The 25,478-nt window shown below is 57.8% G+C and carries 26 protein-coding genes; 12 read left to right on the top strand and 14 right to left on the bottom strand.

The features are described 5' to 3' along the window. The first annotated feature begins 81 nt into the window (after positions 1–81). Genes HNE_RS01335 through HNE_RS01370 form a run of 8 tightly spaced genes read left to right on the top strand, consistent with a single transcriptional unit; the run spans position 82 to position 5,694 of the window. Positions 82–441 carry a FlgB family protein gene (locus HNE_RS01335; RefSeq protein ID WP_035590758.1) on the top strand — a complete coding sequence of 120 codons (360 nt, stop codon included), beginning with the start codon at positions 82–84 and terminating at the stop codon, positions 439–441. A 14-nt stretch (positions 442–455) separates the two neighbouring features. Further along, positions 456–842: a flagellar basal body rod C-terminal domain-containing protein gene (locus tag HNE_RS01340; RefSeq protein WP_011645301.1), complete on the top strand. Its 387-nt coding sequence runs from the start codon at positions 456–458 to the stop codon at positions 840–842. A gap of 12 nt (positions 843–854) precedes the next feature. Then, entirely contained in the window at positions 855–1,154 is a 300-nt protein-coding gene (locus HNE_RS01345) for a flagellar hook-basal body complex protein FliE (RefSeq protein ID WP_011645302.1), read from the top strand. Between the two features lie 18 nt (positions 1,155–1,172). After that, positions 1,173–1,436, top strand: coding sequence for a flagellar biosynthetic protein FliQ (locus HNE_RS01350; protein ID WP_011645303.1), 264 nt, complete (start codon positions 1,173–1,175; stop codon positions 1,434–1,436). A gap of 9 nt (positions 1,437–1,445) precedes the next feature. After that, positions 1,446–3,524: a flagellar biosynthesis protein FlhA gene (locus tag HNE_RS01355; protein ID WP_011645304.1), complete on the top strand. Its 2,079-nt coding sequence runs from the start codon at positions 1,446–1,448 to the stop codon at positions 3,522–3,524. Continuing rightward, positions 3,524–4,279 (top strand): flagellar biosynthetic protein FliR, encoded by a 756-nt coding sequence (locus HNE_RS01360; RefSeq protein WP_035590761.1) that lies wholly within the window; start codon positions 3,524–3,526, stop codon positions 4,277–4,279. The genes HNE_RS01355 and HNE_RS01360 overlap by 1 nt, the downstream gene beginning before the upstream one ends. 9 nt (positions 4,280–4,288) lie before the next feature. Next, positions 4,289–5,362 carry an EscU/YscU/HrcU family type III secretion system export apparatus switch protein gene (locus HNE_RS01365; RefSeq protein WP_011645306.1) on the top strand — a complete coding sequence of 358 codons (1,074 nt, stop codon included), beginning with the start codon at positions 4,289–4,291 and terminating at the stop codon, positions 5,360–5,362. Next, positions 5,359–5,694 carry a hypothetical protein gene (locus tag HNE_RS01370; protein ID WP_011645307.1) on the top strand — a complete coding sequence of 112 codons (336 nt, stop codon included), beginning with the start codon at positions 5,359–5,361 and terminating at the stop codon, positions 5,692–5,694. The genes HNE_RS01365 and HNE_RS01370 overlap by 4 nt, the downstream gene beginning before the upstream one ends. Positions 5,695–5,767: 73 nt before the next feature. Here the strand turns inward: HNE_RS01370 and HNE_RS01375 are convergent, their stop codons facing one another. Next, the gene (locus HNE_RS01375) at positions 5,768–6,436 is read right to left on the bottom strand and encodes a hypothetical protein (protein WP_035590763.1); all 669 of its coding nucleotides are present in this window, start codon (positions 6,434–6,436) and stop codon (positions 5,768–5,770) included. A 204-nt stretch (positions 6,437–6,640) separates the two neighbouring features. Between HNE_RS01375 and HNE_RS01380 the strand changes: the two genes are divergently transcribed. After that, positions 6,641–7,813: an acyl-CoA dehydrogenase family protein gene (locus HNE_RS01380; RefSeq protein WP_011645309.1), complete on the top strand. Its 1,173-nt coding sequence runs from the start codon at positions 6,641–6,643 to the stop codon at positions 7,811–7,813. Positions 7,814–7,820: 7 nt separating this feature from the next. Here the strand turns inward: HNE_RS01380 and HNE_RS01385 are convergent, their stop codons facing one another. From HNE_RS01385 to HNE_RS01420, 7 genes are all read right to left on the bottom strand, one after another. Beyond that, positions 7,821–9,596, bottom strand: a complete 1,776-nt coding sequence (locus HNE_RS01385; protein WP_011645310.1) for an EAL domain-containing protein — start codon at positions 9,594–9,596, stop codon at positions 7,821–7,823. Then, entirely contained in the window at positions 9,593–10,156 is a 564-nt protein-coding gene (locus HNE_RS01390; protein ID WP_011645311.1) for a GAF domain-containing protein, read from the bottom strand. The genes HNE_RS01385 and HNE_RS01390 overlap by 4 nt, the downstream gene beginning before the upstream one ends. A gap of 474 nt (positions 10,157–10,630) precedes the next feature. Beyond that, positions 10,631–11,272, bottom strand: coding sequence for an RNA polymerase sigma factor (locus tag HNE_RS01400; RefSeq protein ID WP_011645312.1), 642 nt, complete (start codon positions 11,270–11,272; stop codon positions 10,631–10,633). 422 nt (positions 11,273–11,694) lie between these two features. Further along, the gene (locus HNE_RS18500; protein WP_148205777.1) at positions 11,695–11,982 is read right to left on the bottom strand and encodes a hypothetical protein; all 288 of its coding nucleotides are present in this window, start codon (positions 11,980–11,982) and stop codon (positions 11,695–11,697) included. A 64-nt stretch (positions 11,983–12,046) separates the two neighbouring features. Next, positions 12,047–12,493: an AMP-binding protein gene (locus tag HNE_RS01405; protein WP_035590767.1), complete on the bottom strand. Its 447-nt coding sequence runs from the start codon at positions 12,491–12,493 to the stop codon at positions 12,047–12,049. A 489-nt stretch (positions 12,494–12,982) separates the two neighbouring features. Then, the gene (locus tag HNE_RS19080; RefSeq protein WP_035590771.1) at positions 12,983–13,282 is read right to left on the bottom strand and encodes an RNA polymerase sigma factor; all 300 of its coding nucleotides are present in this window, start codon (positions 13,280–13,282) and stop codon (positions 12,983–12,985) included. Then, the gene (locus HNE_RS01420; RefSeq protein WP_148205778.1) at positions 13,279–13,788 is read right to left on the bottom strand and encodes a hypothetical protein; all 510 of its coding nucleotides are present in this window, start codon (positions 13,786–13,788) and stop codon (positions 13,279–13,281) included. The genes HNE_RS19080 and HNE_RS01420 overlap by 4 nt, the downstream gene beginning before the upstream one ends. An 89-nt stretch (positions 13,789–13,877) precedes the next feature. On the opposite strand from HNE_RS01420, the gene HNE_RS19085 reads away from it, so the two are divergent. Then, on the top strand, positions 13,878–14,153 hold the full coding sequence (locus HNE_RS19085; protein ID WP_035590774.1) for a helix-turn-helix domain-containing protein: 276 nt from the start codon (positions 13,878–13,880) through the stop codon (positions 14,151–14,153). A gap of 128 nt (positions 14,154–14,281) precedes the next feature. On the opposite strand, the gene HNE_RS01430 is transcribed toward HNE_RS19085, so the two are convergent. The 6 genes from HNE_RS01430 to HNE_RS01455 form a co-directional block, all read right to left on the bottom strand. Beyond that, on the bottom strand, positions 14,282–16,648 hold the full coding sequence (locus HNE_RS01430; protein ID WP_233351969.1) for an AAA family ATPase: 2,367 nt from the start codon (positions 16,646–16,648) through the stop codon (positions 14,282–14,284). After that, entirely contained in the window at positions 16,620–18,863 is a 2,244-nt protein-coding gene (locus HNE_RS01435) for an AAA family ATPase (RefSeq protein ID WP_011645315.1), read from the bottom strand. The genes HNE_RS01430 and HNE_RS01435 overlap by 29 nt, the downstream gene beginning before the upstream one ends. A gap of 750 nt (positions 18,864–19,613) precedes the next feature. Beyond that, positions 19,614–20,231: a hypothetical protein gene (locus tag HNE_RS17710; protein ID WP_049754985.1), complete on the bottom strand. Its 618-nt coding sequence runs from the start codon at positions 20,229–20,231 to the stop codon at positions 19,614–19,616. After that, positions 20,203–21,357, bottom strand: a complete 1,155-nt coding sequence (locus HNE_RS01445) for a helix-turn-helix domain-containing protein (RefSeq protein ID WP_011645316.1) — start codon at positions 21,355–21,357, stop codon at positions 20,203–20,205. The genes HNE_RS17710 and HNE_RS01445 overlap by 29 nt, the downstream gene beginning before the upstream one ends. Next, entirely contained in the window at positions 21,354–22,583 is a 1,230-nt protein-coding gene (locus tag HNE_RS17715) for a 7-cyano-7-deazaguanine synthase (RefSeq protein WP_160162595.1), read from the bottom strand. Before HNE_RS17715 ends, HNE_RS01445 begins: the two co-directional genes overlap by 4 nt. Before the next feature lie 133 nt (positions 22,584–22,716). Next, a complete protein-coding gene (locus HNE_RS01455) occupies positions 22,717–23,277 on the bottom strand; it encodes a hypothetical protein (protein ID WP_011645318.1) in 561 nt (186 codons plus the stop codon). A gap of 421 nt (positions 23,278–23,698) precedes the next feature. Here HNE_RS01455 and HNE_RS01460 point away from each other — a divergent pair, with 421 nt between their 5' ends. Then, the gene (locus HNE_RS01460) at positions 23,699–24,724 is read left to right on the top strand and encodes a hypothetical protein (RefSeq protein ID WP_011645319.1); all 1,026 of its coding nucleotides are present in this window, start codon (positions 23,699–23,701) and stop codon (positions 24,722–24,724) included. Beyond that, positions 24,718–25,470 (top strand): hypothetical protein, encoded by a 753-nt coding sequence (locus HNE_RS01465; RefSeq protein ID WP_011645320.1) that lies wholly within the window; start codon positions 24,718–24,720, stop codon positions 25,468–25,470. The genes HNE_RS01460 and HNE_RS01465 overlap by 7 nt, the downstream gene beginning before the upstream one ends. The last annotated feature ends 8 nt before the right edge of the window (positions 25,471–25,478 follow it).

Below are 25,478 nucleotides of genomic sequence, written 5' to 3' on the forward strand. Positions count from 1 at the left end.
AACAAACTCCGCATTTCTGTTAACCTGTTCTTTAGTTAATGCGAACATTTTCCCAAAGGGTTAACCTTGGTGAATTGTCCCATGATTTCTGATCTGCAGCTTTTTCAGGTTTACGGCGCGATGGCGCGGCACGCTGCTGAAAGCCAGAAGGTCAGCGCGACGAATGTGGCCAACGCCGACGCGCCAGGGTTCAAGGCTGGCGAGATAGAGAGCTTCGAAGCGTTCCTCTCCCGGACCATGCAGGCGGGCGGCGTGGACGACATGATGTCCGGCTTCAAGGTGGGCACATCCGGCGCACCGGCTGATCCGAATGGCAACAATGTCAGCCTGGAACGTGAAGTGTTCAATTCCGCCGAGGCGATGGGCCAGCACAATATGGCGCTCACCGTTTACTCAAAATCCATTGATCTCCTGCGCACCGCGCTGGGCAAGCCTCGCTGAAGGAGGGCTGAAGCATGAATCCCCTTAAGGCAACTCAGCAGCAGGCGGTCGCGGGCATGGAGCTCCAGTCCCGCCGCATGGGCGTGACAGCGGAGAATATCTCCAACGCCGATACGCCGGGATACAAGCGCAAGCTGTTGATGGTCGAGCAATCCCAGCTGAGCAGCGGGGAGCAGTTTATGGCGTCGCGGGTCCAGCTGGACGAGGCGGAAGCCAAGCGTGACTACAACCCCGAACACCCGATGGCGGATGGGGAAGGGTATGTGACCCTGTCGAACGTCTCCATCGTGACTGAAATGGCTGACATGCGGGAAGCCAACCGGTCGTATGAGGCCAATCTCAATTCCTTCCAGCAGGCGCGGTCGATGTACCGCTCCCTGCTGGATATTCTGCGCCGCTGAGGAGGGCAGTAGATGTCAACTCTTGGGTTCAATCCGTATACCGCGCTCAGCACCCCGCGCCCGACCGACACAGCCAAGCCGGCCGGTGATGCGCCGGAAGCGGCTGGCAGCAAGTTTGCCGAAACCATTTCCGACTTCCGCACGACGATGCAGGAGGCCGAACAGACGGCGATGCAGACGGCGGTTTCAGGCGCTGATCCTCATGCGATGGTCGAAGCGCTGACAAATGCTGAGCTTATGCTCGATGCCGTAGTGACGATCCGCGACAAGGTGGTGGAAGCTTATCAGGAACTGCTGCGGATGCCGGTCTGATCGCTGGCAGGGGGCGGAATGTCTGAGGGGGAGATCTTTGAGGTTTTGCGCGCCCATATATGGGGCGCTGCAATGATGGGTCTTCCGATCCTGGCGGTCACGCTGGTTGTCGGCTTTGTCATCGGCCTCATTCAGGCGCTCACCTCCATTCAGGAAATGACGCTTACTTTTATCCCGAAGATCCTTGCGGTCATCATCGTTTTCTTCCTTTCGCTCGGTTACATGACCAAGGTCATTCTCGACCTGTTCAATAACTGGGTTTTGCCGATCATAGCCGGGTAACGACCCCTCATGCCGATGCAGAGCCTTTTGAACTTCACCAAGCCGACGGCGCTTCTGGCCATCGGCCTTATGGCCATTATCCTTGTGATGGTGCTGCCTATGCCGGCCTGGGTGCTGGATGTCGGGCTGACCCTTTCCTTTGCGCTCTCGATCCTGATCTTCACCACCGTGATCTTCGTGGAGAAGCCGCTGGATTTCTCGTCCTTCCCGTCGATCCTTCTGGCCTCGCTTGTGCTGCGCCTGGCGCTGAACGTTTCCTCCACCAAGCTGATCATCGGGGAAGGGCATACCGGCACGGACGCTGCCGGCGGGGTGATCGAGGGCTTCGCCATGTTCATCATGGGCGGCAATCTCTTCGTCGGTCTTGTCGTGTTTGGCGTTCTGGTGATCGTGAACTTCATGGTCATCACGAAAGGCGCCGGCCGGATGGCCGAAGTCGGCGCGCGCTTCGCCCTGGACGCGATGCCGGGCAAGCAGCTCGCCATCGACTCTGATCTGGCGGTGGGCGCGATCACACATGAAGAAGCCAAGCTGCGCCGGCAGCGGGAACAGGAAGAAGCCGGTTTCCTCGGCTCGCTGGATGGTGCCTCGAAATTCGTGAAGGGCGACGCGATCGCCGGCCTTCTGATCACGGCGCTGAACCTGATTGCCGGGATTGGCTTTGGCGTGGTTGCGCACCAGCTGAGCGTGGTTGAAGCGCTGAACAATTATTCCATCCTGACGGTGGGAGACGGTCTCGTCTCCCAGATCCCGGCTGTGATCGTGTCTGTTGCCGCCGCGCTTCTTCTGTCCAAGGGCCGCGAAGAAGGCGCCATCGACCGGGCGCTCGGCCTTCAGCTCGCGGGCAATTCGACCGCGCTCTACATCGTGGCGGGTATTCTCGCCATCTTCGCGTTGCTGCCGGGCCTGCCGTTCCTTCCCTTCATTGCGGGCGCTGCGGGCTTTGCTGCCGTGGCTTACTTCACCAAGAAAGCTGCCGACGAGAAAGCCGCCTCAGAGGAGACCAAGCCCGAAGACGCGGCGCCCAAGGCGCCCAAGATCGGCGACTCGATCTATGCGGACGAAATCCATCTCGAAGTGGCGCCTGATCTCGTCAATATGGTGCTGGTCGGGGAGAACGGGTTTGAGAGCCGGATCGACAAGATCCGCCGTTATATCGCCGAAGAGTATGGGTTCGTGCTGCCGCCGATCCGTATGACGGACAACCCGACGCTGAAGAAGAATGAATACCGCATGCGGATTCAGGGCGTGCGGGTGGATTCCGGTATCCTGCGTCCGGGTCAGGTTCTGGCCCTGATCGAGGAGAACCAGCTGCCCCATCTGGCAGGCGAGAAAGTGCGCGAGCCGGTCTACAAGGCAGCCGCCCGCTGGCTGCCGTCGGCCAAGAAGCAGGAACTGGCTGCGGCCGCTGTGCCCGTGGTTGAGCCCATCGAAGTGCTTGCGACGCATATGCTAGAAGTCATCCAGTCAAACTTCTCGCTGGTCTTCACCCGGATGGTGATGATGGAGACGCTAGACGCACTGGCGGCGATTTCCGACGTTGACCGCGCCAGCGCCAACAAGCGCTTCCTAGATGAGTACATTCCTGGCAAGGTGACACCGGAGCTTCTGCTGTCCGTCCTGCGCATGCTGCTGACCGAGCGGGTTCCGATCCGCAATCTCTTCCTGATCATCGAGACCGTGGCCGAGGCCAAGCCGCAGGCATTGCCGCTTCCGCGGGTGATCGAACTGGTGCGTCAGCGTCTGGCATTCCAGATCGTAGACCGGCTGCAGGACGATCAGGGCCGCCTGCCGCTGATCCAGCTGTCGACCAGTTGGGAGCAGAAGTTCACCGAGTATGAAGTGACCAATGAAAGCGGCGGATCGGATATTGCTCTGCCGCCGGAAATATTCGGAGAGCTGATCAATTCGGTTCAGGCGAAACTCAATGAGACGGCCCAGAAGGGCATCATCGCGGCTGTGGCAACCTCGTCGCGCCGGCGGCGGTTCCTGCAGACCGTGCTGGCCAGCAAGGGCATCCGCAACGCTGTCGTCGCCTATGAAGAGATCAACTCCAAGAGCAAGCCCTACATCATCGGCGTGGCCTGATGGAACTGATCGCCCCATATCTGGGGCAGGCGAGCCCGTGGATGGTCATGTTCATGACCGTGATTGCCCGGCTCTCCTTTGTCGTCTTCATGATGCCGGGGATCGGGGATCAGGTGATCTCCTCACGCACCCGCCTGTTCGTACTGCTCGGCATGGCTGCCGCGATCGCTTCGACCGGGGTGGTGGCGGCGCCGTCCGCGCCGGGGATCGGCGACCTGGTTCTGCTGCTGGGCAGTGAGGTGGTGATCGGCTTCGGTCTGGGCGCGTTGCTGCGCCTGTCGGTCTGGATGCTGACGATTGCCGGAACGGTGATCGCCCAGTCGATTGGCCTGGCGCAGTTCCTGGGGGTTGCCCTGGAACATGAGGCGCAGACGGTAACGTCCAACATGCTGTCTCTGGCGGGTACGACGATCTTGCTGACCGCCAACTATCATGTGGCCGTCGTGGACGGATTGATGCGGCTGTACACCGAAATCCCCCTGGGCGAGGTGGGGCAGGTAAGCTGGCCGATGATCTTTGACAGCTTTTATTCGGCGATGGGCTTTGCCCTGATGCTGGCCTGGCCGTTTGTGGCGGCCAACCTGCTCTACAACATCTGTCTGGGCTTCATAAACAAGGCACTGCCATCGCTGATGGTGGCGTTTGTCGGCGCGCCCTTCATGGTGGGGGCGGGGGTGATGCTGCTGGCGATTTCGGTCTCCGGGATGCTGATCATCTGGAAAGACCGGGCGCTTCAGGTTATCGGTTGGCTGTGAGGTAGACGCATGGCCGAACAAGACCAGGACAGTGGTGAAAAGGAATTTGATGCCTCCGAGCAGCGGCTGCGGGATGCCCGCAAGGACGGCGATGTTCCCCAGTCCAAGGAAGCTAATGCGTTCGCGCTGATTCTGGGCATCCTGATTGCGGCGCTGATCCTTGATGCGGTGGTCGGCCCGAAACTGTTCGATGACTTCTCGCGGATACTTTATCATGGCGACGCCTTTGCTGCCGACATCTTCGAGGGCGATGGCGGGGCGACGTGGGCCTGGATTGCGACGACGCTGCTTGCGCTTTCGCCGCTGCTGCTGGTGATGGCGGCCCTCGTATTGGTGGCGCTGATCATCCAGCAGTCGATTGCCTTCTCCGCAAAGAAGATCATGCCGGACATGAAGAAGATCAATCCGGTCGACAATATCAAGAACAAGTATGGCACCAAGGGTCTCACCGACTTTCTCAAGGATACGGTGAAGATGCTGTTTGCCGCCGGGCTGGGCACGCTGTTCCTGATTCAGTTCACGCGGGACTATTATGGGTCGTCGTCTGTTGATACGGCGGATTTCTATCAGTTCACGTTCAATCAGACGCTTCGGCTGATCCTCTATTTCTTTGCCTTCCAGTTCGTACTGGCCGCGCTGGACCTGCCGCTGCAATGGCGCATTCATTCCCACAAGCTGCGGATGACGCGCGAGGACATGAAGAAGGAAATGAAGCAGAGCGAGGGCGACCCGCATATGCGCCAGCAGCGGCGTGAGAAGGCGACCAAGATTTCGCGCGGGCAGATGTTGCAGAATGTGAAGTCTGCCACCGTGGTGATGGTGAACCCGACCCACTATGCCGTGGCGTTGAAATGGGACCCTGACAGCAAGCTGGCGCCGGTATGCGTGGCCAAGGGCACTGATCATCTGGCGATGAAGATCCGGGAGCTGGCAATCGAGAACAATGTGCCGATCTACAGCGACCCGCCAGCCACGCGGTCTATCTACTCAATGGTCGAGGTCGACCAGGAGATCCAGGCTGAACACTTTGCCGCCGTGGCCGCCGCCATCCAGTTCGTCGACCGGCTGAGAGGCATGACATGAGCGCGCTGCCCCGGAAACAGGCCGCGCAGCTGAAGACGCTTGTGGGGATCAAGCGGCAGAAAGCCGAGCAGGAGATGTGGCTCCTTCAGCAGGATGTCCGCCGCATCGAGCAGGAGATTGTGCAGATCGGCGAGAACCTCAAAGCGCTCGACCAAACGGGCGACGACTTTGATGGCTCCAGCCTGGCGCGCCGGCACGGCGCGGTGGAGCGGATGATTGCCGAGCTTGGCGCCCGCAAGGCGGCGCTGGCGGCGCGGATGCAAGACCTGGAAGCGGCGCGCGAAGCACTCAAACGCGTGATGCACTCGCAAGACCGGATTGGTGATCTGTGAGGCCAGCGGTTTTGGCCGGAGCACGGGGGTCCGTGGCCGGTAAAACGTCAGATTTCAGCTATGCAGGCCCGTGTCAGGATGTGTTTGGGGCCGGCAGTAGCCGGGCGTGAACAGCCGGGGCGGCGCGGTAGCTTGTCAGCAGCCAGAGCGCGGCGGCCGGAATGAGGGATTTGAGGCCGCGCAGGCGCAGGCCTTTTGCGCGCAGGCGCGCCGCGAGCTTTGCGGCATGCGTCTGAGGATCGGAAAAGACGGCGCGCATCGCCTCCAGACGTGTCCGCAGGGCTTCGGCCGGATCGGCCATTGGAGCAGAGGCCGTGGGGCCGCGCGGCGGCGGGGCAGGGCGCGGGGGCGGCGCCTTTCGGATTGATGCCAGGGCGGAGGTATCGTGGCCATAGCGGGCAAAGCCATTGGCGAGCTGGGCAAGGCCGAGGGCGAAGCGCGCAGCCTTGCGGCGCGGGCGCGGCGGGGCCGCGCGGCGCGCAAGAAGGCCCGCTGGCAGGGTTGCCGGGCGCGCGGGCGTCGCCCGCATCAGGATCAGAAGACAGCGCAGGCCATGTTCGAGCGCGCCGATATGGCGGGCAAGGGCGCGCAGGGCGCCGGTCTTCAGCTTGCCGGGCGCCAGATGCTGGGCGCTCCAATGGGCAGCCATCAGCATAAGGAACAAGCCGCGCAGGAGCTTCCAGGCGCCGCGCGGGGCGCGGGCGGTCTTGGACTTTGCGAGGGGAACGCGGCTTTCGATCATGCGGCCAAGATTGAGCCCAGCCGATACTCCGGCGGATTCGAAAGCCGGGATCTGCCGTAACGGCAGGGCTGGACCCGTGGAGACGGGGCGTCTTTATCCCCCGAACTGTCTCCCAATCTGGCCGCGACAAAGCGCGAGGCTGCACGCTGCCCCCGGCGGTGTCATAGGAAACAGCAGGTTTATTGGTTTTAAGGAGCGCCCCACATGTCTTACCCCGATCAGGCTCTGGCGATCGAGATTGGCGAACGTGTCGAGAAATTCGTGCGCGAGGTGGTGGCAGGCTATGAGCGTGATCCGCGGCTGGAAGAACATGGGCCCTCGCCGGAGCTGGTGAAGGAGCTGCGCGAGAAGGCGCGGGCAGCGGGCGTGATGACGCCGCATATCCTGCCCGACCATACGCACCTCACCCAGCGGGGCACGGCGCATGTGCTGAAGAAGACGGGGCTGTCCCCCCTTGGGCCAGTCGCGTGCAATACCGGCGCGCCGGACGAGGGGAACATGTTCCTGCTGGGTAAAGTGGCCACCGACGCGCAGCGGGCGCGCTTTCTGGAGCCACTGGTTTCGGGCGAAGCGCGCTCGGCCTTCTTCATGACCGAGCCGGCCGGCGAGGATGGGGCAGGCTCTGACCCCTCGATGATGAAGACGACCGCGGTAAAGGACGGCGACCATTGGGTGATCAATGGCCGCAAGACCTTCATCACCGGCGCGGACGGCGCTTCGGTCGGCATCGTGATGGCCAAGGCGGAGGAGGGGGCGTGCATGTTCCTGGTGGACCTGCCCAGCCCGGCGATCCGCATCGAACGCCTGCTCGACACCATCGACAGCTCAATGCCCGGCGGCCATGCGCAGGTGATGATCGAAAATTTGCGTGTTCCGCAGGCGGACATGCTGGGCAAGCCCGGCGAGGGGTTCCGCTATGCGCAGATCCGGCTGGCGCCGGCGCGGCTTTCCCACTGCATGCGCTGGCACGGCGTGGCGACGCGGGCGCAGGAGATTGCGACGGACTATGCCTGCACGCGCAAGGCGTTCGGCAAGCTGCTGATCGATCATGAGGGCGTCGGCTTCATGCTGGCGGAAAACCAGATCGAGCTGAAGCAGGCCGAACTGATGATCGACTGGTGCGCCGACGCGCTGGACGCGGGCGAGAATGGGAATGTCGAAAGCTCGATGGCGAAAGTATCCGTTTCCGAAGCGCTGTTCCGGGTGGCCGACCGCTGCGTGCAGGTAATGGGCGGGATGGGCGTTTCGCGTGACACGATCGTGGAACAGCTGTTCCGCGAAGTGCGCGCGTTCCGGATTTATGACGGCCCGACCGAGGTGCACAAATGGTCGCTGGCCAAGAAGATCAAGTCAGCCCACCTCAAGCCGGGGCATTGAGGCGGCGTCAGGCGGCGCGGGACGTCTGACGGGTCAGGAGCAGGTCGAATTGCTGGGCGTCCACGGCGGGGCTGAAATGGAAGCCCTGCAGGAATTCGCAATTCATGCCTTCAAGATAGGTGGCCTGCGTCTCATCCTCGATGCCTTCGGCGATCAGTTCGGCGTTGAACAGTTTTGCCAGCTGGACGACCGAGAGCACGAGCTTCATGGCGCGCTCGTCATCCCCGATGTCGCCAATGATCGAGCGGTCAATCTTGATACGGTCGATGGGAAGGTCGAGCAGGGCGCGCAGGTTTGAATAGCCTGTGCCATAGTCGTCGAGCGCGATTTTCACGCCGCGATCCTTCAGGATACAGATGTTGGCGCGGGCGCGGTCGATGTCGTGAATGATGGCCGATTCCACGAGTTCAATGCAGACCTTTTCGGCCTGGACCCCGCACCGGCGGATAAGGCTGAGGATTTCGGCGGCATAGCCGGGACGCACGATTTCCAGGGAGGAAGCGTTGAAGGAGACAAAGCGCAGGCGGTTATCGGACAGCCAGTTTCTGACAGGCCCGCAGGCGCGGCGCACGATGCTCAGATCGAGCGCGGAGATGAGGCCGCACTCGGTTGCAATGGTGATGAATTCCTGAGCCGGGATGGGGCCAAGCTGGGGGTGGTTCCAGCGGGCGAGAACTTCGACGCCTTCGATCGCGCGCGTCTTTGCATTCACGATGGGCTGAAAGGCAGGCACGATCTGGTTGCGGGCAATGGCCTGGCGCAGGTCGCGCTCCAGTGTGTGGCGGCGATAGGTCCGCAGAGCGAGGCCGGCATCGAACAGCTTTACCTGTTCGCGGCCGAGATGCTTGGCCTCGATCAGGGCGGTATCGGCATTCAGCTTCAGGGATTCCAGATCATCCGCATCAAGACCATGGACCGAGAGGCCGACAGACCCCGAGACCTGGATGAGCTTGTCCCCGACGCGAACGGCGCGGAAGATGCGTTGCCGCATGAGGCTGATGTTTTCGACCAGTACATGGGGCGCGACCCTTGGGTGATCGAACAGGATGGCAAATTCATCTCCGCCCATCCGTGCCAGGCTGCGCACACCCGGCCAGGTGATCAGCCTTTTGGCGACGGATTTGAGCACCGTATCGCCGGCCTTGTGGCCGAAGCTGTCATTGATGAATTTGAAGCGGTCGAGATCGAGAAAGGCGAGGCAGAGGATCTTGTCCGGGGGGAGGGGTTCCTCGGCCACGGTTGCCAGATCAAGGTCGAACCCCATGCGGTTTCGCAGGCCTGTTGCCGGGTCAGTGCGGGCGGCTTTCGTGGCGGCGGTCTCAGCCTGCTCGACGAGTTCCAGGCGCTGCTCCAGCCAGCGGGTGCGTTCGGTATCGACCTTGCGGACATCCGCTATGGCCAGTTCATGGCGGCGCAGGGACGCCTTGGAGCCGGAAGATGCCACATCCGGCGCGTGAATAATGCTGATGATGATGCCGGCGATGAGGGTCTCACCCGAAGGCAGCCGGAGCGGCCGTCGGATGGTAAGCAGGACGGCGCCGGTGATCAGCGTTTCCTCGTCCAGACTGTCCTCGCCCGCAAGCACCTTGCGCTCGACCTCCCGTATACGGTCGATACAGACGGGATGAACCAGAAGGCTGTCCTTTTCGCCGACGAAGTTCATTTCTCCGGCGATCATTTCAAAGGCGCTGTTGCCATAGACCCAGCGATGCGATGCGTCTTTCGCGAATACCGGATAGGGCGACGCGTTGATGAACGCCTCAAACAGGGCGCGATCGGTCATGAGTAACGGCGGCTGGGAAAGGGCATATGGGTATGCTCCGGCGCCGGTCGGGACATATAAATCTCTTCGATCAGTTGGGATGCGGTGGTCGCAAATTGCCAGAGGCGGCTGCGGCCTTCAGTGTCCAGCGTGCGGGGAATGTCATCGAGCAGACAGAAGCTGCCGAGACGGTAGCGGCCCCCGACAACAAGGGGCGCGCCGGCATAGAAGCGGATATGTGGCGGATTGCGCACCATCGGATTGTCGCAGAACCTCGGATCGGCCAGCGCGTTTTCCACCACGAGCAGACGCAAACGCTGGATCGTATGATGGCAGAAGGCAATTGCGCGCGGCCCCTGAAAATCGATCAGGCCGGTGTTTGACTTGATCCACTGGCTGTCTGAATCGATCAGGGTGACCAGTGCCATCGGGACTTTGAAATAGTCCGCCGCTTCCCGTGTGATCGCATCAATCCGCGCATCGGGTGGAGTATCGAGGATGCCGAGCGTATGCAGGAAGTCGACACGCTCCCGCTCCACTTCCTGGGCTGCAAGGGGAAGGGCAGGTGAAGAGCGGGTCATGGCGGCGGCAACTTTACTGTTCGAAATCTGGAAGGGCGGGACGTGGCCGCCCGGTTAAAGGAACCTGGCACTCACGAGGTCGCCGCGCTGCCAGACTTTCTCGCAGGCGTGCTCGTCATCGCAGTTTGTGAACGGATTGAAGATGACAAGGGAAAAGGTATCGGGCACCGGGAAGGGAAAGGTTTGCCTCAGCTGCGCGCCCTTGGGGGAGAGTCTCTGCAACGAAATGGAGAATCGACGGTCATCCGCCCCGATGACGATCTTTCCTGATCTGGGGCCTGATCTGGGTACGGAGCCGGCTTGGGCCGGTCTTGCAGGGCGCGTTCGGGCAATCATGGAAAAATCCTCCCTTCGGACTACGCCGTTCCGGGAATTGCGTTCCATTATTTTTTGAGTGATTGCCGGCTGGCGAAATGGCGGGCCATCTGCACAGGGACGGCCGCGAAGGCGTCCGGTGGAGCCGGACGCCTCAGATCAGGCCGCTCTGGTGTGCCCGTTTGGCCATAAGGGCAGGTCGCTGCCGGAGTTCTGTGGCGGAATGTCCCCCACGACCGGGAGCGTTTCGATCTGCGAGGCGGTCAAAGGCAGGGAAGGCGGGAGGCTGGGCTGGTCCATCAGACCTGCAAGCGCTTCGCGCCCGCGGCTGACGCGGCTTTTGACGGTGCCCTCACTGCATCCCAGCAGGCAGGCGGCTTCTTCATAGCTGAAGCCGGCCGCAAGAACGGTGACGAGGGCTTCGCGCTGCTTTTCAGGCAGATGCCGCAGAGCGCTTTCCATCACGCGGAAATCAGAGGACCATTCCTGGCTGCCCGCTGTTACAAGGGCGTTCTCAGCATCATCAGGATCAAGCGATTCCGACCGCCATGCCTTGCGGTTATGACCGGTATGAAGATTACGGATGATCTTGAACAGCCAGGGCCGCATCGGCGCGCCCGGAATAAACCGGTTGCGAGCGCCCCAGGCGCGCAGACATGCGTCTTGCACAAGATCGTCTGCGAGGTCAGCGTTACGGCAGAGGCTGCGGGCGAACGCCCGCATTTGAGGTATCATGGCTTCCAGCTGGTCGATGAAGCTGGCGCTGGATTCCTGTCCGGTGGCGGGATCAGGGTCTGTCAAGGCAATGCTCCGATGCGATCAGGGCTGACCGCTGCATCTCCTGCTCTCTCAGCCTGCGGATTAAAACGCCGAAGCGCTCGGGAACCGGCTCGCTGAGTATCGCTTCGAAGTTCTGCCTGAATGTCTCAGCCGCGCATTCGCGCGGATAGGACATCGGTTCAGGAACTTCTGGTGTGTTACCGGGTAAAGAGATGAGGCGAGCAGCCACTGTTGGTTTTCCTATGAAATCCATCTTGTGCGCGGGCTTTGCCCGATCTTTTTTATATTTGCATTTTGCAACTTGAACGACAATCGGCCGCAATAGTTAATAACGCGTTGCCGATTCCTGGCCACGGCCAGTTTGCGCGAAATATTGTTCGCGATCATGGTGTTCTGAAGGAAAGTTTAAGTAAAAAATAGCCGGCGCAGGTTCGCCGCACCGGCTAAAAAGGTACAAGATAGATGGCATAGCAACAAGTGCTACGTCTTGTATTACGCGGAACTCGAAAACCGGTTCCAATTTTTTTCAGGAAGTGTCCCAAATTGTTGCATGCAGGCAGCGCCATGTCCGCAAACCCGGTGCGCTCCAGAAGTTCAAAATGATACGGCACAAAAGCGAGGCTCGTGCAGGCCCGCGCACTGAAAAGATCCCAGAAATCGTCCTCGGTTACGGAAGCGTCCGTCAGAACAATCCGTGCGCCTGCCGCCAGATGTGAATTGAGGACCGCCATTACATAATGAATAGAAGAAATTGAGGGTTGTGATCGCCCGATCTTCTGCGTGAATATCAAGGTATTAAAGGATCGCGCGGGCATTCGCGTCAAGGTTCTCATGGGAAAGCTTTACCAGTTTGGGGGCGCCGGTCGTTCCCGAAGTCGATAAAAGGACCGCCAATTCATCCGTAAATGCCGATGGAGGCGACTGGCCGCGTTGATCGAGCCTCCAATCTCCATCCCTGTAACTTACGAGCCAGTCCGGTTGGTAAATTGAAAGAATACGCCCATCGGAAATCGATTCGTCGTTCAGAAGGATGACGGGGTGGCCGGATCTCAGGCAAGCAAGGTAGGCAACAATTGCATCGACCCGGTTGCAGGCCTGAATTGCGACAAGCTGCCGGAATGCCGGAAGCTTATCAGAAAATCGATCACACAGGGTGGCGGGCTCGCGGTAGGTAACGCTGTGCTGGCCTTCTTCCAGGGCAACAGCGTTCCCAAACACCTCAAGTTCACGCCAAAAACCCATTAGAGCAGACCCTCGATAATATTGCCGCTTGCAGGTCAAAGCGTTTCGGCATGGATCAATCCCGAACGTCATTTCTGCGGCCGGCGATTTTCGTCATCAATCCTAAATGGGATTGGGTGTGCACAAACTGCGCCACAAGCGTCAAACAGCAATGACCGTCAAGGATGCTCGCGCTCAGCATCCTATGTGCGTCTGCCAATTGAGCGTATGAGAACAGATCAGCTAGAAAGCTGGGCAAATTTGCGTACATGACACGCTCGACGTCGTCCGCCATCATCTTGATAAGCAATAGAAAATGCCAACGAAACAAAACTATAGATTTTCTGTCGCGCCGATGATGGATGCTCAGAAATATTGTTTATAAACAAGCATTTATGTATATCCGTGAGCGGATGGTGTGCATGCTTCCGTATGCATGGTATTGCATCTAGGTGCAGAAATTTGAAAGCGCGTTTGTTGCATTTCGGCGGCGTCTTTGTTGCTCGCAACTCAATCTTGTCTTTTCGGTGGGCACTCTGCAGCTAGGCAGTCTTCTCTTTGCTTTCTAGCAAGCCCGATAACAAGTTCCGCGACCGCCCCTGCGATGTGCGTCTTCACTTCCGCCCGGGATAAGGAAAGCCGCTTTCCGATTTCGGCATAGCTCATGCGCTCAATCCTGTGCAGCAGAAGAACTTCGCGCCGGACAGGCTCCATGATCCAGATGACGGCCTCAACGTTCGCGACGCATGCTTCATCTATCCGTTCGTGGCCACGTTGCCAGGACCGTCTGAAGCGCGCGCGCCGCCTCATTTCTGCAGACTGCCGCTCGCTTCCATTAGCGAGCTCAGGTCATTCAGAGTGCTCTGGAGAAGGGCGTGGGCCTCAGTGTTCTCGTCAGGGAGGACCGAGGCCGTCGCGACACTCAGTTTCAGAGAAACGCCATAAAGGCTCGTTGCCTTGATATCCGGCAGCCGCGAAAGGATATCCTGCCGGGTGTTGAACAGGGCATCGACACTCTGGTCGATGGCGGCCATCTCCGCAGCTTCCGGCACGAGCTGGCGCTCTGCCTCGGAAAGCCTGAACCAGTTGTATTCGCGGCCAACGAAGCTTTCGAGTTTCTGCCATCGCAGTGTCAACGCGTCTTGCTTCGCGTTCAACCGCAGCCACTTCTGGCAGACTGGGATAACCGGATCGGCGGCACCCGGAATGCCCGCTGAAAGTGCCAGTGAGGCCGAACCGGCCATCAGCTCCCGGCGTGAAAGCCCGCATTGGGCGCAGGGGGCCGCATTCTCGTCGCCTGGGGAGCGTCGGGACATGGGTTTACCTTTATGGTAGAGATGAGTCGTTTGGTATCACGGACACTACACTCGTGATCGTTTTAAGTAAATATGATCTCAAAAAGAAAATGACAGATTTAACTGCTGCCCAGATTCGTGCTGCCCGTGCCCTGCTTGACTGGACTCAGCCGAAGCTGGCGGAAGCCGCAAAGCTCTCAGTGCCGACGGTGCGCCGAATGGAGAGCGAGCGTGGCCCAGCCTCCAGCACACCTGCCAATGTGGAAGCTGTTCGGCGCGCGTTGGAGGAGGCGGGGGTTATTTTTTTGGAATCGGGCGCAAGCAAGGCCGGTGGGGCAGGGGTTCGGCTAAAGCGGGGAAGCGGAAGCTATCCCTCTGACGAATAGGAAAGCGTCGAAGAGCCACCCGAAAAGGAAGAGCTGTTCCAACAAGTCTTCGTCAATTTCAGCTGGGATGCCCAAATAGGCACTACAGAAGTATGCCGGCCGAAAGCAATTTTCGGCAACTTTTATTTTCAATCGGTGGGAGGATGCTTTGCGGGCAGATTGAGCAGCGGCAAAAACAGATCTGCCAACTGTTGATCATCGAACTTGTCGGCAGTAGCCATTGCCGTGCCCGTAAACGTCGGCTCTTCAGCTGTTTCAGTTTCATCGACAATCGCGGCTATCCGATTGTTGACCGTTTTCACGGCTGACGTGAGCATTGCTTGTGACACCCCGCCAATCGCAGCCAGGTTTTCCAGCGTCTTTACACGATCCGCCAGAGTGTATTCCGAATCCGTTTCAGACGTCGCCCGTTCGTTTTCATCGAATTCCCTCAGTATCGCCGCTTTCGCTACTGCTATTACATCACCACTGAACTCGTAAGTCGCATCGGTTACGCAACGAGCGATAATCTCCAAGTCATCAAGCTCCATCCCGGATTGCAGGATCGAAATGACTCCTTGCTCCAGTGCGGTCAGCAGATCATCCAGATACGGAAATCCGTCGTAGAAACAGCGTAGATTTTGGATGAGTTCGACCAAATCACGGCCGTCGCGGTGTGAGCTGAAGCCATCAACGGGATTGCGGGCAAGAGCTAGCGCTAAGTCCGCGAAATCCCCCAATTCTGATGCTTCCCACCACTTCAGTAGCAGTTCGATACGATCGCAGTTGGAAAGGTCGGCTGCGCTAAACGAATGCGGATAGCGCGTTGATTTTTTCCAAGTCGGAATGTGAAGGAGGGCCGATGCCACGCAGTGAAACGCGCTCGCAAAGTTTGCGAGTTCTGCCTTCTCGGCGGAAAGACTGACGCCATGCTCCCAAACCAAGCGGGCCCACTTGCCTTGTCTTGAAGGTAAGGCGAACTCCCTAAGCATCACTATATCGTTCAGATACGCGGCCAGATAGTCTCTAACCGATGGATTCACAAATGAAACGGTTCCGCTCTCAATTTTTATGAAGCTTCCCTCCAGAATCCGCAGCGACTCTTCGAAGTCTTTGGCGTCGTGAGCATGCCCGAAGTGTGCGCAAAGATGCGGGTGGAGCGCCTGATAGGCAACGCGCAAATCAGCGATTTCCTCTCCGTACTGAGACCCGAAGAATATTGCGAACAAGAGGTGCCTGCACTTCTCCGGTATGTGCGTTCGGAAGGCGGTGTCCCAAAGCTGCGATGGGTTCGCCAAGGCAGCAAGAAAAGCGTCGGCGTAGCCCTCGGGCTGGATCGATGCCAAGTGCACCCCATCGGTCATCCATTCTATAACGCGAGGGTTATAGTTCGCATGATCCACAATCTTCGCGATCTTGCCGCTCCCAACGAGAGCCCTGATGTGTGCCGCCGGCGTGTCCGCCACTAGAAGGTGGTTGTAGAGGATGCGTGCCCTGATGCGCCTCGTGTAAACGCCAATATCCAAAATGTATTTGCTGATATTGAGCCTCTCATCGGCAAGATGCTCAGATACCCGCCGCGCCTCTTCAAAGATATACGCCCGGGTCGTTAGGATGAAACGAGCGTTTGGCGAATGCCGTATGCGCTTCATGAAGCGCGCCAAATCAGAATCTTTTGAAGCTAGTGCATTTCTGTCGAGGGCGATGGTCCCAAGGAAATCGTCAAAGTAAAAGATCTGCTTCTTTGCATCGACGATTGCTTCAAACCCATCCACAAGGCTTCTGATCGGCACAAGTTCCCAGTCTTCGCCCGCATATGCATAGGACAACATCTCGGCGAGCGTCGTTTTGCCTACGCCTGGCGGCCCCGATATGATTAGGACATGCTGTCCTTCCAACGTATCGCGAGCGGCTTTGAAGCTGGCGTTCGGGGCGTAGACGCGTACTTTCGCGGCAATCTCAGCATTGTTCATCGCTGTGAATGCGTGAGCCGCTGCACGGGTTACCCGTTCAAGGACGGCGGCACTGGACAGCCAAAGCTTGATATGGGCTTTCTCGACCTCTGGGAATTTGCGGAGGAGACCATTGATATCCTCTGCCGAGAAGATGTCATCTTGTGCGTGAAGTAAGGGACCTAAGATGGTCGCCAGTTGCGCCTTGTTCTTAGGCGAGAGTGATCGAGAAGTGGCCAGTAAGTATCTTGATGGTGCCAGTCGTTCGATCGAACCCCGCTCACGCTTCATTGCGGCGGTAAGTGCACTCGCCGGTGATCCTTCGTAATGCTTGGCTTGGAGTACTGTCTTGCTCAAGCCCTTGGCATGCCGGCCGTCCATACCACCGTCGGGGCCGGGTCCGAATGACTCAAATCGCATTCCAAATTCCGCTCCAAGAAGGTCTCGCGCAAGATCCTCGAAATCGGCCCATGCCAGATTTATGAAATTGTAGGTCATAGAAATGCCCGGCACGGGGGAGGCGAGATGATTGCTTTCATGAGGTTGCCGCGACCATTCCTGCATAGTGCTGAGGAGCAAGCGTTTTGATCATTTCCAAAAGGTAAGTGACGTTCTTCTGACTCTCCTGAACGAGTCCCGGCTCGAAGCCCTGGCCAGTGAAGTGAGAGTTGTCATTCGCGTATTTGTAAATGGCCGTCTTCTTGTTTTCATCGAAGTCGACCTGAGAAAGTTTCGAGTAAAGAGAGTTCTTCCCCGGAGCAAAAAAGTCGAGGAACGTCTCCAATACTTTGCGTGTAACATTGGGGATGTGATAACAATCAGCAATAGTGCCATCACCATTAAAGTTAGTGAGTGTCTTGAAGAGGAAGTGATATTCGGTTGGGTGATCGATCAGGGCCTGATCAAGAGGGCCCATTGTAGAATGGCGTCCAGTAGCGCCATTTCGGCAAACTAGCATGTACATCTTGTTCTTTTTCTTTGCCGCAGGATCGTGCTGCAACCAATTGATGACCAGCCGAAGAAACGAAAAATTGTGGGTCAGCAGGAATACCTGCTTTGCGTCTCGCACGGCGCTTTTTAGAAACGCGAAGGCCTGATAAACTGAACTAGAGTCGAGGCTGGAAACTGGGTCATCAATGACAACGACACCCTCGGCCAAATCGAAGTCCTGATCCTTCAGCTGAACGATGAAATAGATGAACGCAATGGCGGTTCTCTCGCCCTCACTGAGGCGCTTGGCGTCTTTACCATTTCTTTTCACGCGGTAGCCGAGGTCACTGGACTCGAAGGTAAGTTCATTTCGCCCGAGGAAGGTCTGCAGAAGCTTGGTGAGGTCTTCCCCTGCCTTGTGGGCACTCGAGATTTGCATCTTCTTTTCGTTTATTGCAGCTTCAAGCGTGGCAAGTGCGGCCATACCGGCGCCCTCATCTCCATCTTTATTCTGTGTAATGAGTGCCATTTCATCAACAATCTTCGCATCGAATATGGCTACTTGCGCCTTTATCCCGATGAGGTAATAGGCTTCGATGGCCTTCTTCGCGGCGTCCTTCGCGCCCGTGAACAGCTCGGTCTTTTTGTTGTGATTATCCAGCAGCGCTGAAACGGCAGAAAAGGCATTGGCAAGTCCGCCAAAGTCCAGTCGAATGTCGAACGGAATTGAAGCAGTTCGCGCGCCGAGCTTCTCGGCCAGCTTGGCTGTGATCTGGTCAAGCGCGGCGCTGGCCGCCATAACTTCAGTAGTCAGAGTTTCCTTGGCCTCGTCATACTGGTGTCTGAAGTCACCATAAAGTGCGAATTTGTCCGGCAGCGATGTGGATTGTAAGAACTTTTTCAATTGATCAATTTCGTCAATGGTGCGCTCTATTTCTGACTTCAGCGCCTGATCCTCGTTATTGAAGTGGGCTTCGAGCTTCCGCCAGCGGTCCGCAGGTAGATCCTGCTCGCAGAACTGGCAGGTTTGGCTTCCGAGCGCTTTGTGAAGCGCATGGCCCTGTTCGACCCACTTCGCGATCTCAGGGGAATCTTGCAGGCGCGCTATGGCGTCGCTGATGACGGTTCTTCCGCACAATGATGAGGCGGCCGATTCGATCGCCCTGGCAGCCTGATCGAAAGAGTGATCGTTCCCGCTAAACATCATGGTTTTCGTTAGTTCGGCTTCGATCCTGTCCATCGCTTCCTGACGTAAGGTAGCACGGTGGGCAGTAAGCTCCGTTTCAGTCGGCTCCTTACTGACGCCAAGGATCTTAAAAGCGGCTTCTGCGTTGTTCTTTCTGTAGCTGCGTTGGAGGGTGCCGCTTGTCGCCTCGCTGATCGTGGCTGCAACTGAGGTGAACAGTTTCCCTCGCGCTGTCTCATGTTGCGCTATGCGCGACTCAGCTTCGGCGATCAGGTCTTTCCGTGTCGCAAGCTCCCGCTCATTCTGTTTCAGTGCTTCGCTGAGCGCTTTGTTCTCCTCTCCAACTACAAGGATTGGTTTCAAATTTCCGTCGAGCTGGCCAATGTTCAGCTGCACGTAGTCGGCATTAAATACGCGCACCTTCCTTGCGGCCGCGGCACCATGCGTGAAATCGCCTGTCTCCGAGGATATCTTGAATTCTAAAGCAGGGTAATCTTCATGCAGCCCTGTCTTGAGACAGTCGAACAGTCGGGAGAGCGTTGTCTTGCCGGTCCCGTTCTCTCCATACACCACATTGAAGCGCTCGAACGCGGGTAGCCCGGCATCCCAAGAGAAGTCTGAGAATACCCCGAGGTTTCTTATCCTATTGACCTTAAGTAGCACTACCCCCTCCCGGGCAATCGCCCCACACTGACAAATCGGTCCCAACCTTCTGCGCCAATCATCCGCGATTGCAAGTAAGTCGGCAGTCGAGATGAGCCGCGAAGTGGATGTGCAATACAAGACGGATTGGGTTCTCTAAGGGCAGCATACTAGATTGCGCTGATAGCTACTTCTTATGTAAGCGTCCGGGCTGCCCGTTGGAGGAGGATGCCAAGTCCTCCGTGTGCACGAAATTTCTGCCGCTAAAACATCCATTCCTATTCGGCCGGCAATATCGCTGTAATAAGCCATCTGACAATGCGGGGCGGCATAGCGCCCGCGTCCAGCCATATGGTGAGGACCGGCGCCACAAACGGAGGCAAATCGGTGCAATGATCGGCAAGGGCTAGAGGGGCGAACCCGATAGGGCAAGTTAAAAGAGCTGGCGCCCGGCCTTGCCTTACGCCTTGTCTGCACAACAGTTTTTCAGCGCCATTTGCACCGTATCGAGACGCCGCATTTTACCCAATCTGTAGTATTTAATGCAGGTGCGGCTGGCGCCATATCCAAAAAGGGGAATTGCGCCTCCAGGCGCACTTCGGCAGTCGGCGTTGATGGATACGCAAGCGCCTGTATCCAGCCCGTGAAAATTCAAGTTTCTGGGCATGATAGAAATCTAGCAGTAGGGTTCGATTTAGCGACGAGTGCGGACTGAAGCTTTGTGCCCCGTTGATTGGCTTGCAATCGGTGTGGAGCGGCCCACGAACAGAGCTATCGACGCGTGCGGTAATACGCCCGCAACCCCGGTAGGCTGCGCGCTTCATCTTCTCCGAGCAGTGTCTCGACCCACGCGCCATACTCTACGGGAAATCGCATTCTGGCGGCACGCGCGGCGCTCAGTATGGCGGCGTGAAACCGCGTCTCGCCTAGAGCTTTCTGGACGCTTCTGCAGGCGAGAATGTCCAAAGTGCCCAGGACCCCCGCTTCAATTGGAACGCCATTTGCGATCCGACGCCCGCGCATTTCATCAATCACAACGCAGCATCGGCGCCTTGCGCCAAGCGCGATTGTCGCTGCCTCGCCGTCGTCTAGAGCATCCGACCCGGGGGCGCTGACCAAATCTAGCATGTGGGCCGTACCCTCTGCGTCGAGGTCGAATCGAGTAACCAAGCCGCGCGTTTCTAATGCCGAAACAATGCCTGTTGCGTCCGTTCCCGTGAACGGATCGCGCTTCACTTCTCTATAAACTTCCGAGGCAATAATGATCGGCCGAGCCAAAGCCAAGAGTACAGCTTCTGCCTCGCCTGTACCGAGAAGATTGATCAGTACGCTGGCGTCTATTGCAAGTTCGCGGTGCTCGTCAGTCAGCGTCGAGGGCGTCGAGGCCATTCTCTCCCTCCACGCCATAACTGTCAGCAATTTCGCGAAGCCGAACGCGGTCGACGCGGAGGAGCCGCGCGAGTTGGCCTTCCGTCAGCAGCTCTTTCTCAAAAGCTTCAGCAGCGAGGAGCCAGAGCCGAGGTGGTACCAGCTCCCTGGATTTCTGCTCACCGATAACCTCGCGAACAAGGTCTCCGCCAAACTTTCTGTCCTTCAAGCTGTGCCAAGTTCCGCGCTTGAGGAGCTTTAATCCCTCAAGGCGAAGGCACATTGCTTCTTCTGAAACATTCCAGCGATGTGCCATGAGAATGAGGTGGCGCGGTGTAAACTTGCCGCTGACCTCCTGATATTCCTGATACATCCTGCGGACGGCTTGAGCTGGCATCAAAAATGCCGCGGCAAAGGCATTGGCGTAGACCTCTTCGCGCGGATCCTCAGGCTCTCCTTCATAGACGATGTCGGGCTGGTTCCTCGTGCCGATAAAGTGCCCAAGTTCGTGCGCGCCCGTCATCGCGCGGCGCGTAGGGGGATGTTCTGAGTTGAAAAGAATACACGGCCCAATTTGAGAATCGTATGCGTAGAGTCCCGAGACTCCATAATCCAGCTTGTCTAGGAAGACCCGGATGCCAAACTCTTGCTCAAGAAGAGACACAATGTCCTGAATCGGAGCATAGCCAAGACCGTGGCGCATCCGCAATTCCATAGCGGCATCCTCAGCCTGATCGCGAACATCACCCGACATCAGTGGCCGCTCTGGCGGCAGAGGCGAGCGTCGCATCGGACCGACTAAGTTTTCAAGCTCGACTTCGGCTGCAGTGAGATCGTTCAAACGCGCCGCTGCCTCAAGCTTGGCTCCATCTTTCCCACGTAGCGAAGCACGAAAACGCGGTACAAAGTCGACGTGCACAGCCGTGCGCCTAAGGAGTTCAGCCACGCCGACATTGTAGGCGGCGGCGAGTGCTACGAGTTCTTCTGGCTGAGGGCGTCGCTGCCCTTTTTCAATCGCGACCAGCGTTGGGCGCGACAGGCCGATTATCTGAGCTGCTTGCTCCTGAGTCACATCCGCGCGCGTCCGTGCCCTCCGGAGCCGCTCGCCCAGCTCTTTGGGATCAACGGAACTTAAGCCTTGGGTCATGCCACGGCCCCGAGTGCTCGAAACAAGGAGGTAGGCGGGAAGGTGCTGAGTAGAGCGCTCCACTCCTCACGGTGTTTGGCCATCACATGGTGCATGCCGTGGAGTGTAGATTCCCGAGGCTCCCCAAGGGCTTCAGCTATTGCCGCCGCCTCTCGTAAGACCAGAGGAGATTCCGGACTGATCATTGCGAAGTCCCTCATCGCCAAAATGGCACTGATTGCCTGTTGGACTACGCTCTTCCCCGGCACAGGATGATCACGGGACGTCCATGGAGGTGACTGACCAAGATCCGGCCAAATGTATGGCTCTTGCGAAGATGAAACTAAGCCCGCCACTTGAAGCGACTGGCGGCGAAGTAGGCAATTTGCGCACACGCCGCAATGCTTCGCGACGCTGCCCTGTATTTTCCGTCGAGAACTGCGGCTGCAAGAAACTGTCACCTCCCAGCCCTCGCTGAGTTGCGCGATCTGAAGCGCCGCCAGAGTTTCCCCTTTTGTTGACCAAACGCGGGGGTGCACGAACCTGATCGGACTTTCAAAGATGCGACTTACGAACCGGCCCAAGGCGCTCGTAAAAATCGGGCTCATTCTCACATCAGGGTGTTCGTGGCCGATGACAGTCAGGGCTGGGCCAAACGTGCCTTGACCACTTTCGGGAACCACGATCTCAGCACCTTTCATTATCCCCGCTGCCGTCGCCGCCACTGCGCCGAATAGAAATCCACGTGAACGATAGCTTTGCTCAGGCAGCCTCACGCCAGCGCCCGGTAGCGAGATTGGCATCGAGACCCATCGCGTGGAGGCGGTGCGTGCATGGCTCACTTTCTTTTCAGTATCCCCGACACGCCCCGTAGAAACGCGAATAATATGCTGTCTGGGTTGCGCGTGTAGTCGTGCGACGGCGAATGAATCAAGGCCGTTGCTGTAGGGAATCACAACAGGGGGCGTGTCGGTCAAAGAAAGGCTCCCCTGACGATCTACCGGCAAGGGAGCGCGCCCCGGTCGAAACTCTAGATACCAGGAATCGCCCGTCAGCATTTCCAGAAGCGACTTCAATTCATCGCGCAGATCGGATGCGTCCCAAAAATCGAAATCCCGCACAGGTAAGGAGAGAAATAAATCGCGTTCCCAGCACTTCGAATGATGCCGCTTTCCTAGGCGATCAATGTAAGCGACCGCGCCAGCCAGCACGAGGAGATCTTCAGCACGAGCAGGAATGCTGCGCATTAAAAAAGTTCCAAGGGCTCTAGGCTCCAGTTTCAGATGTCTGCCCAGGACGCAAAGCGCGGAATGCTCCGGCGCGGCCTCTCCATCGGAGCAGACGTAAACGTGCGCGTCCGGGCGCTCAATGGCATAATCGCTAACCATCCAATGCCTCGTCCAGCTCAACACTGGGCCGTAAAGGCCCCTTTAGAGCGGGAGCTTGCTCCAAGATTCGTTGTGCAGTCACCGGAGGATCAATTGCGGCGAGTGCTGATCTCAGGGACGCGGCTGCGGCGCGTCCGTTCGCTCCGTTTTCGAAAGCATGTCGACTCAGTTCTCGCAGTTGCGCATTTCGCTTGTGATCGACCGTTAGGCTCAGGGCTTGCAGCACTATTTCCCGGGCGCTTGCAGCGCTTGGTATGGTGATCAAAATGGTCGAGTTCGCCAGAAGCTCACGCTCGAGCGCATTGTTGGAGCCTCCAAGATCTGACTGCTTTGGGAGTATCCGCATTCCCGGAAGCTGCCGCAGGGCATCCCCGACAGCGGCCTCAAGGCGACGAAGATAGCCGCCACTCAAACCTTGACGAAAATCGGTTTCAATGGCGCGCTTCGCCGCCTCTGGCGCATAACGCTTTCGCTCAGCTTCCCGCTCGCACATCTTGAAGACGACCTTCCAGCGGCGCGGCATCGGGAGTGATCTGTAGATGCCATCACGCATCGCGAACTCTCCTGTTCCGCAATTGTTCTAGCCGACGGAATTTACTTTGTAAATGTATTTTCTGAATATTGGTTTACAATGTTGAGGGCGCGTTCCGCAGGCCAATCTCATCATTATTTGATGAGAATAGAGGGCTTATTCTCTTCAAGGTTTGAATGAGCCCTCTCAAAGCCCGCGCTTGTCTATAAATATGAGGACAGGCGGGATCAGGATGTCATCAAATTTATGGACATAGCCTCACGCTCATCTCGGGTCCCGGGCCATGCGGACGATCGTGTCGGGGGAGAGGTGAGTGTAGCGCTTCAGCATCTTCCAGTCCTTATGGCCCGTGACGAGCGTAACGAATTCTCTCAGCGGTGAAATTGAGGAAAAAATATATAAAACAAGGCAATAACAAATTATTTGAATAATAACAGTATCAATGTTAGTGTTCAAAATCATGTTAAAGTCCTCGATCATCGAAGAGCCTTTTGTCGCTGCGCTCAGTACTTACCTGACGGGTACGCTTCACGTCGCTGTCAAACTGGAGGCATGGAAGAGCGAAGCGAGCCTGCCGCTCTTCATCAGCAAACGCTACCGGTTCTATCGGATATCAGTTGCCCGACAGGATTGCCTGGTCATGTGGGCCGGCGACGAGTCAATTCTGGGACCGGCCGATATCGTGAAGCATGTCGCTCGGGTATCCGAAACATTCGCGGGCGTAATCGTCTACGCTGCCGGGACAATGAACGCGACCCTGCGCAGCCGGCTGATTGCGCAGGGCGTCGCCTTCATCGTTCCTGGAAACCAGCTGTACATCCCCCAGTTGGCGATGGATCTGCGGGAGCATTTCCGGGCTCCACAGAAAAAGCGAGGCGAGCATCTGACGCCCGCTGCGCAGCTTGTGCTGTTCCAGCATATCCTGTCCTGTGAAGACGCGCCGGTAACTCCAACTCAACTGGCGGAGCCGCTTGGGTTCGCCCCGATGTCAATTGGACGAGCGTTCGACAAGCTCGCGCAAACAAATCTTGCAAAAGTCGAGCGCCGCGGCCGGGAGAAACTTCTCTGTTTCAACGCCGACCGTCGGACATTGCTGGATCTCAGCCGCACCTTGCTGCGGACGCCTGCGCGCGGCAAACATGGAGTCCGGTTCAAGAGAAGTGAGCCTGAGATGCTTCGGGCAGGGGAGGCGGCTCTTGCCGAACTCACTAACCTGTCGCCTCCTGAGAAACCTACCTATGCAATTCTCGCCACCGGTTGGCAGGCGTTTTTCCGTCAGCACGGCATCGAGGACGTCAACGAGATCGATGCCGCAGAGGCTTTCATCGAAACATGGCACTATGACCCCAGTATTTTTGGCAAGGACGGATGTGTGGATCCCCTGTCCCTGTACGCCCAGTTCTGGGACCACCCTGATGAGCGTGTCGCGCAGGCGGCCGAAGAAGTCCTGGAGCGTGTGCGATGGTAGTCGGGATTGATACGTTCAAAGCCTTCTTCGCTGATCACGGCGATCAGTATGCCTTGATAGGCGGTGCAGCGTGCGACTTGCTGTTTGCAGATGCGGGTCTGCAATTCCGCGCCACCAAGGATCTGGATATCATCATCTGTGTCGAGATCATCAACGCAGATTTCGCGAAGGCATTTGCCGACTTCCTCGCGAAGGGCAAGTACACCCAGTTCGCCATGCATGAGGGTGAGAAGAAATTCTATCGCTTCTCCAAGCCTGAAACAGAAGGCTTCCCGGCTATGATAGAACTATTTGCGCGGCCCGCAGCTGCGATCGACCTGCCGGACACGGATCGCTATGTGAGGTTGGCGGTCGAAGATGCTCTGGTAAGTTTGTCCGCTCTTTTGCTCGATGACAACTACTACGAACTCGTTAGGGAGGGACGGGAAGTAGTCGATGGCGTGTCGATTCTTGGCGCGGCACTACTGATACCCTTCAAGGCGCGGGCATGGCTTGACCTCACAGCCCGCAAGGCGGAGGGGGAGACGATCGACAGCAACAATATCAAGAAGCATCGAAACGACGTGTTCCGCCTTGCCCAGCTGCTTACACAGGAACCCGTTGCCCTTCCCGATACCGTCAAGGACGATCTCAAAAAATTCGCTGCCGCCATGCAAGACGAAGATGTCGATCCGGCCACGTTCAATGTTGAAAATATGACTAAGAATGATGCACTGGAAGCTGTGACAAAAGTATATGCACTCTGAGAAAGCCA

The organism is Hyphomonas neptunium ATCC 15444, assembly GCF_000013025.1.
GTDB lineage: Bacteria > Pseudomonadota > Alphaproteobacteria > Caulobacterales > Hyphomonadaceae > Hyphomonas > Hyphomonas neptunia.

Coding starts and splice junctions, on each gene's coding strand:
- HNE_RS19080 (WP_035590771.1), bottom strand. CDS start 13,282: ATGAGGCGGCGCGCGCGCTTCAGACGGTCCTGGCAACGTGGCCACGAA.
- HNE_RS19085 (WP_035590774.1), top strand. CDS start 13,878: ATGACAGATTTAACTGCTGCCCAGATTCGTGCTGCCCGTGCCCTGCTT.
- HNE_RS18500 (WP_148205777.1), bottom strand. CDS start 11,982: ATGGCGGTCCTCAATTCACATCTGGCGGCAGGCGCACGGATTGTTCTG.
- HNE_RS01350 (WP_011645303.1), top strand. CDS start 1,173: ATGTCTGAGGGGGAGATCTTTGAGGTTTTGCGCGCCCATATATGGGGC.
- HNE_RS01340 (WP_011645301.1), top strand. CDS start 456: ATGAATCCCCTTAAGGCAACTCAGCAGCAGGCGGTCGCGGGCATGGAG.
- HNE_RS17715 (WP_160162595.1), bottom strand. CDS start 22,583: ATGCGCAGCATTCCTGCTCGTGCTGAAGATCTCCTCGTGCTGGCTGGC.
- HNE_RS01365 (WP_011645306.1), top strand. CDS start 4,289: ATGGCCGAACAAGACCAGGACAGTGGTGAAAAGGAATTTGATGCCTCC.
- HNE_RS01355 (WP_011645304.1), top strand. CDS start 1,446: ATGCCGATGCAGAGCCTTTTGAACTTCACCAAGCCGACGGCGCTTCTG.
- HNE_RS01405 (WP_035590767.1), bottom strand. CDS start 12,493: ATGGGTTTTTGGCGTGAACTTGAGGTGTTTGGGAACGCTGTTGCCCTG.
- HNE_RS01445 (WP_011645316.1), bottom strand. CDS start 21,357: ATGACCCAAGGCTTAAGTTCCGTTGATCCCAAAGAGCTGGGCGAGCGG.
- HNE_RS01345 (WP_011645302.1), top strand. CDS start 855: ATGTCAACTCTTGGGTTCAATCCGTATACCGCGCTCAGCACCCCGCGC.
- HNE_RS01460 (WP_011645319.1), top strand. CDS start 23,699: ATGTTAGTGTTCAAAATCATGTTAAAGTCCTCGATCATCGAAGAGCCT.
- HNE_RS17710 (WP_049754985.1), bottom strand. CDS start 20,231: ATGGCCTCGACGCCCTCGACGCTGACTGACGAGCACCGCGAACTTGCA.
- HNE_RS01360 (WP_035590761.1), top strand. CDS start 3,524: ATGGAACTGATCGCCCCATATCTGGGGCAGGCGAGCCCGTGGATGGTC.
- HNE_RS01430 (WP_233351969.1), bottom strand. CDS start 16,648: ATGCAGGAATGGTCGCGGCAACCTCATGAAAGCAATCATCTCGCCTCC.
- HNE_RS01420 (WP_148205778.1), bottom strand. CDS start 13,788: ATGTCCCGACGCTCCCCAGGCGACGAGAATGCGGCCCCCTGCGCCCAA.
- HNE_RS01465 (WP_011645320.1), top strand. CDS start 24,718: ATGGTAGTCGGGATTGATACGTTCAAAGCCTTCTTCGCTGATCACGGC.
- HNE_RS01390 (WP_011645311.1), bottom strand. CDS start 10,156: ATGACCCGCTCTTCACCTGCCCTTCCCCTTGCAGCCCAGGAAGTGGAG.
- HNE_RS01335 (WP_035590758.1), top strand. CDS start 82: ATGATTTCTGATCTGCAGCTTTTTCAGGTTTACGGCGCGATGGCGCGG.
- HNE_RS01385 (WP_011645310.1), bottom strand. CDS start 9,596: ATGACCGATCGCGCCCTGTTTGAGGCGTTCATCAACGCGTCGCCCTAT.
- HNE_RS01380 (WP_011645309.1), top strand. CDS start 6,641: ATGTCTTACCCCGATCAGGCTCTGGCGATCGAGATTGGCGAACGTGTC.
- HNE_RS01455 (WP_011645318.1), bottom strand. CDS start 23,277: ATGCGTGATGGCATCTACAGATCACTCCCGATGCCGCGCCGCTGGAAG.
- HNE_RS01370 (WP_011645307.1), top strand. CDS start 5,359: ATGAGCGCGCTGCCCCGGAAACAGGCCGCGCAGCTGAAGACGCTTGTG.
- HNE_RS01375 (WP_035590763.1), bottom strand. CDS start 6,436: ATGATCGAAAGCCGCGTTCCCCTCGCAAAGTCCAAGACCGCCCGCGCC.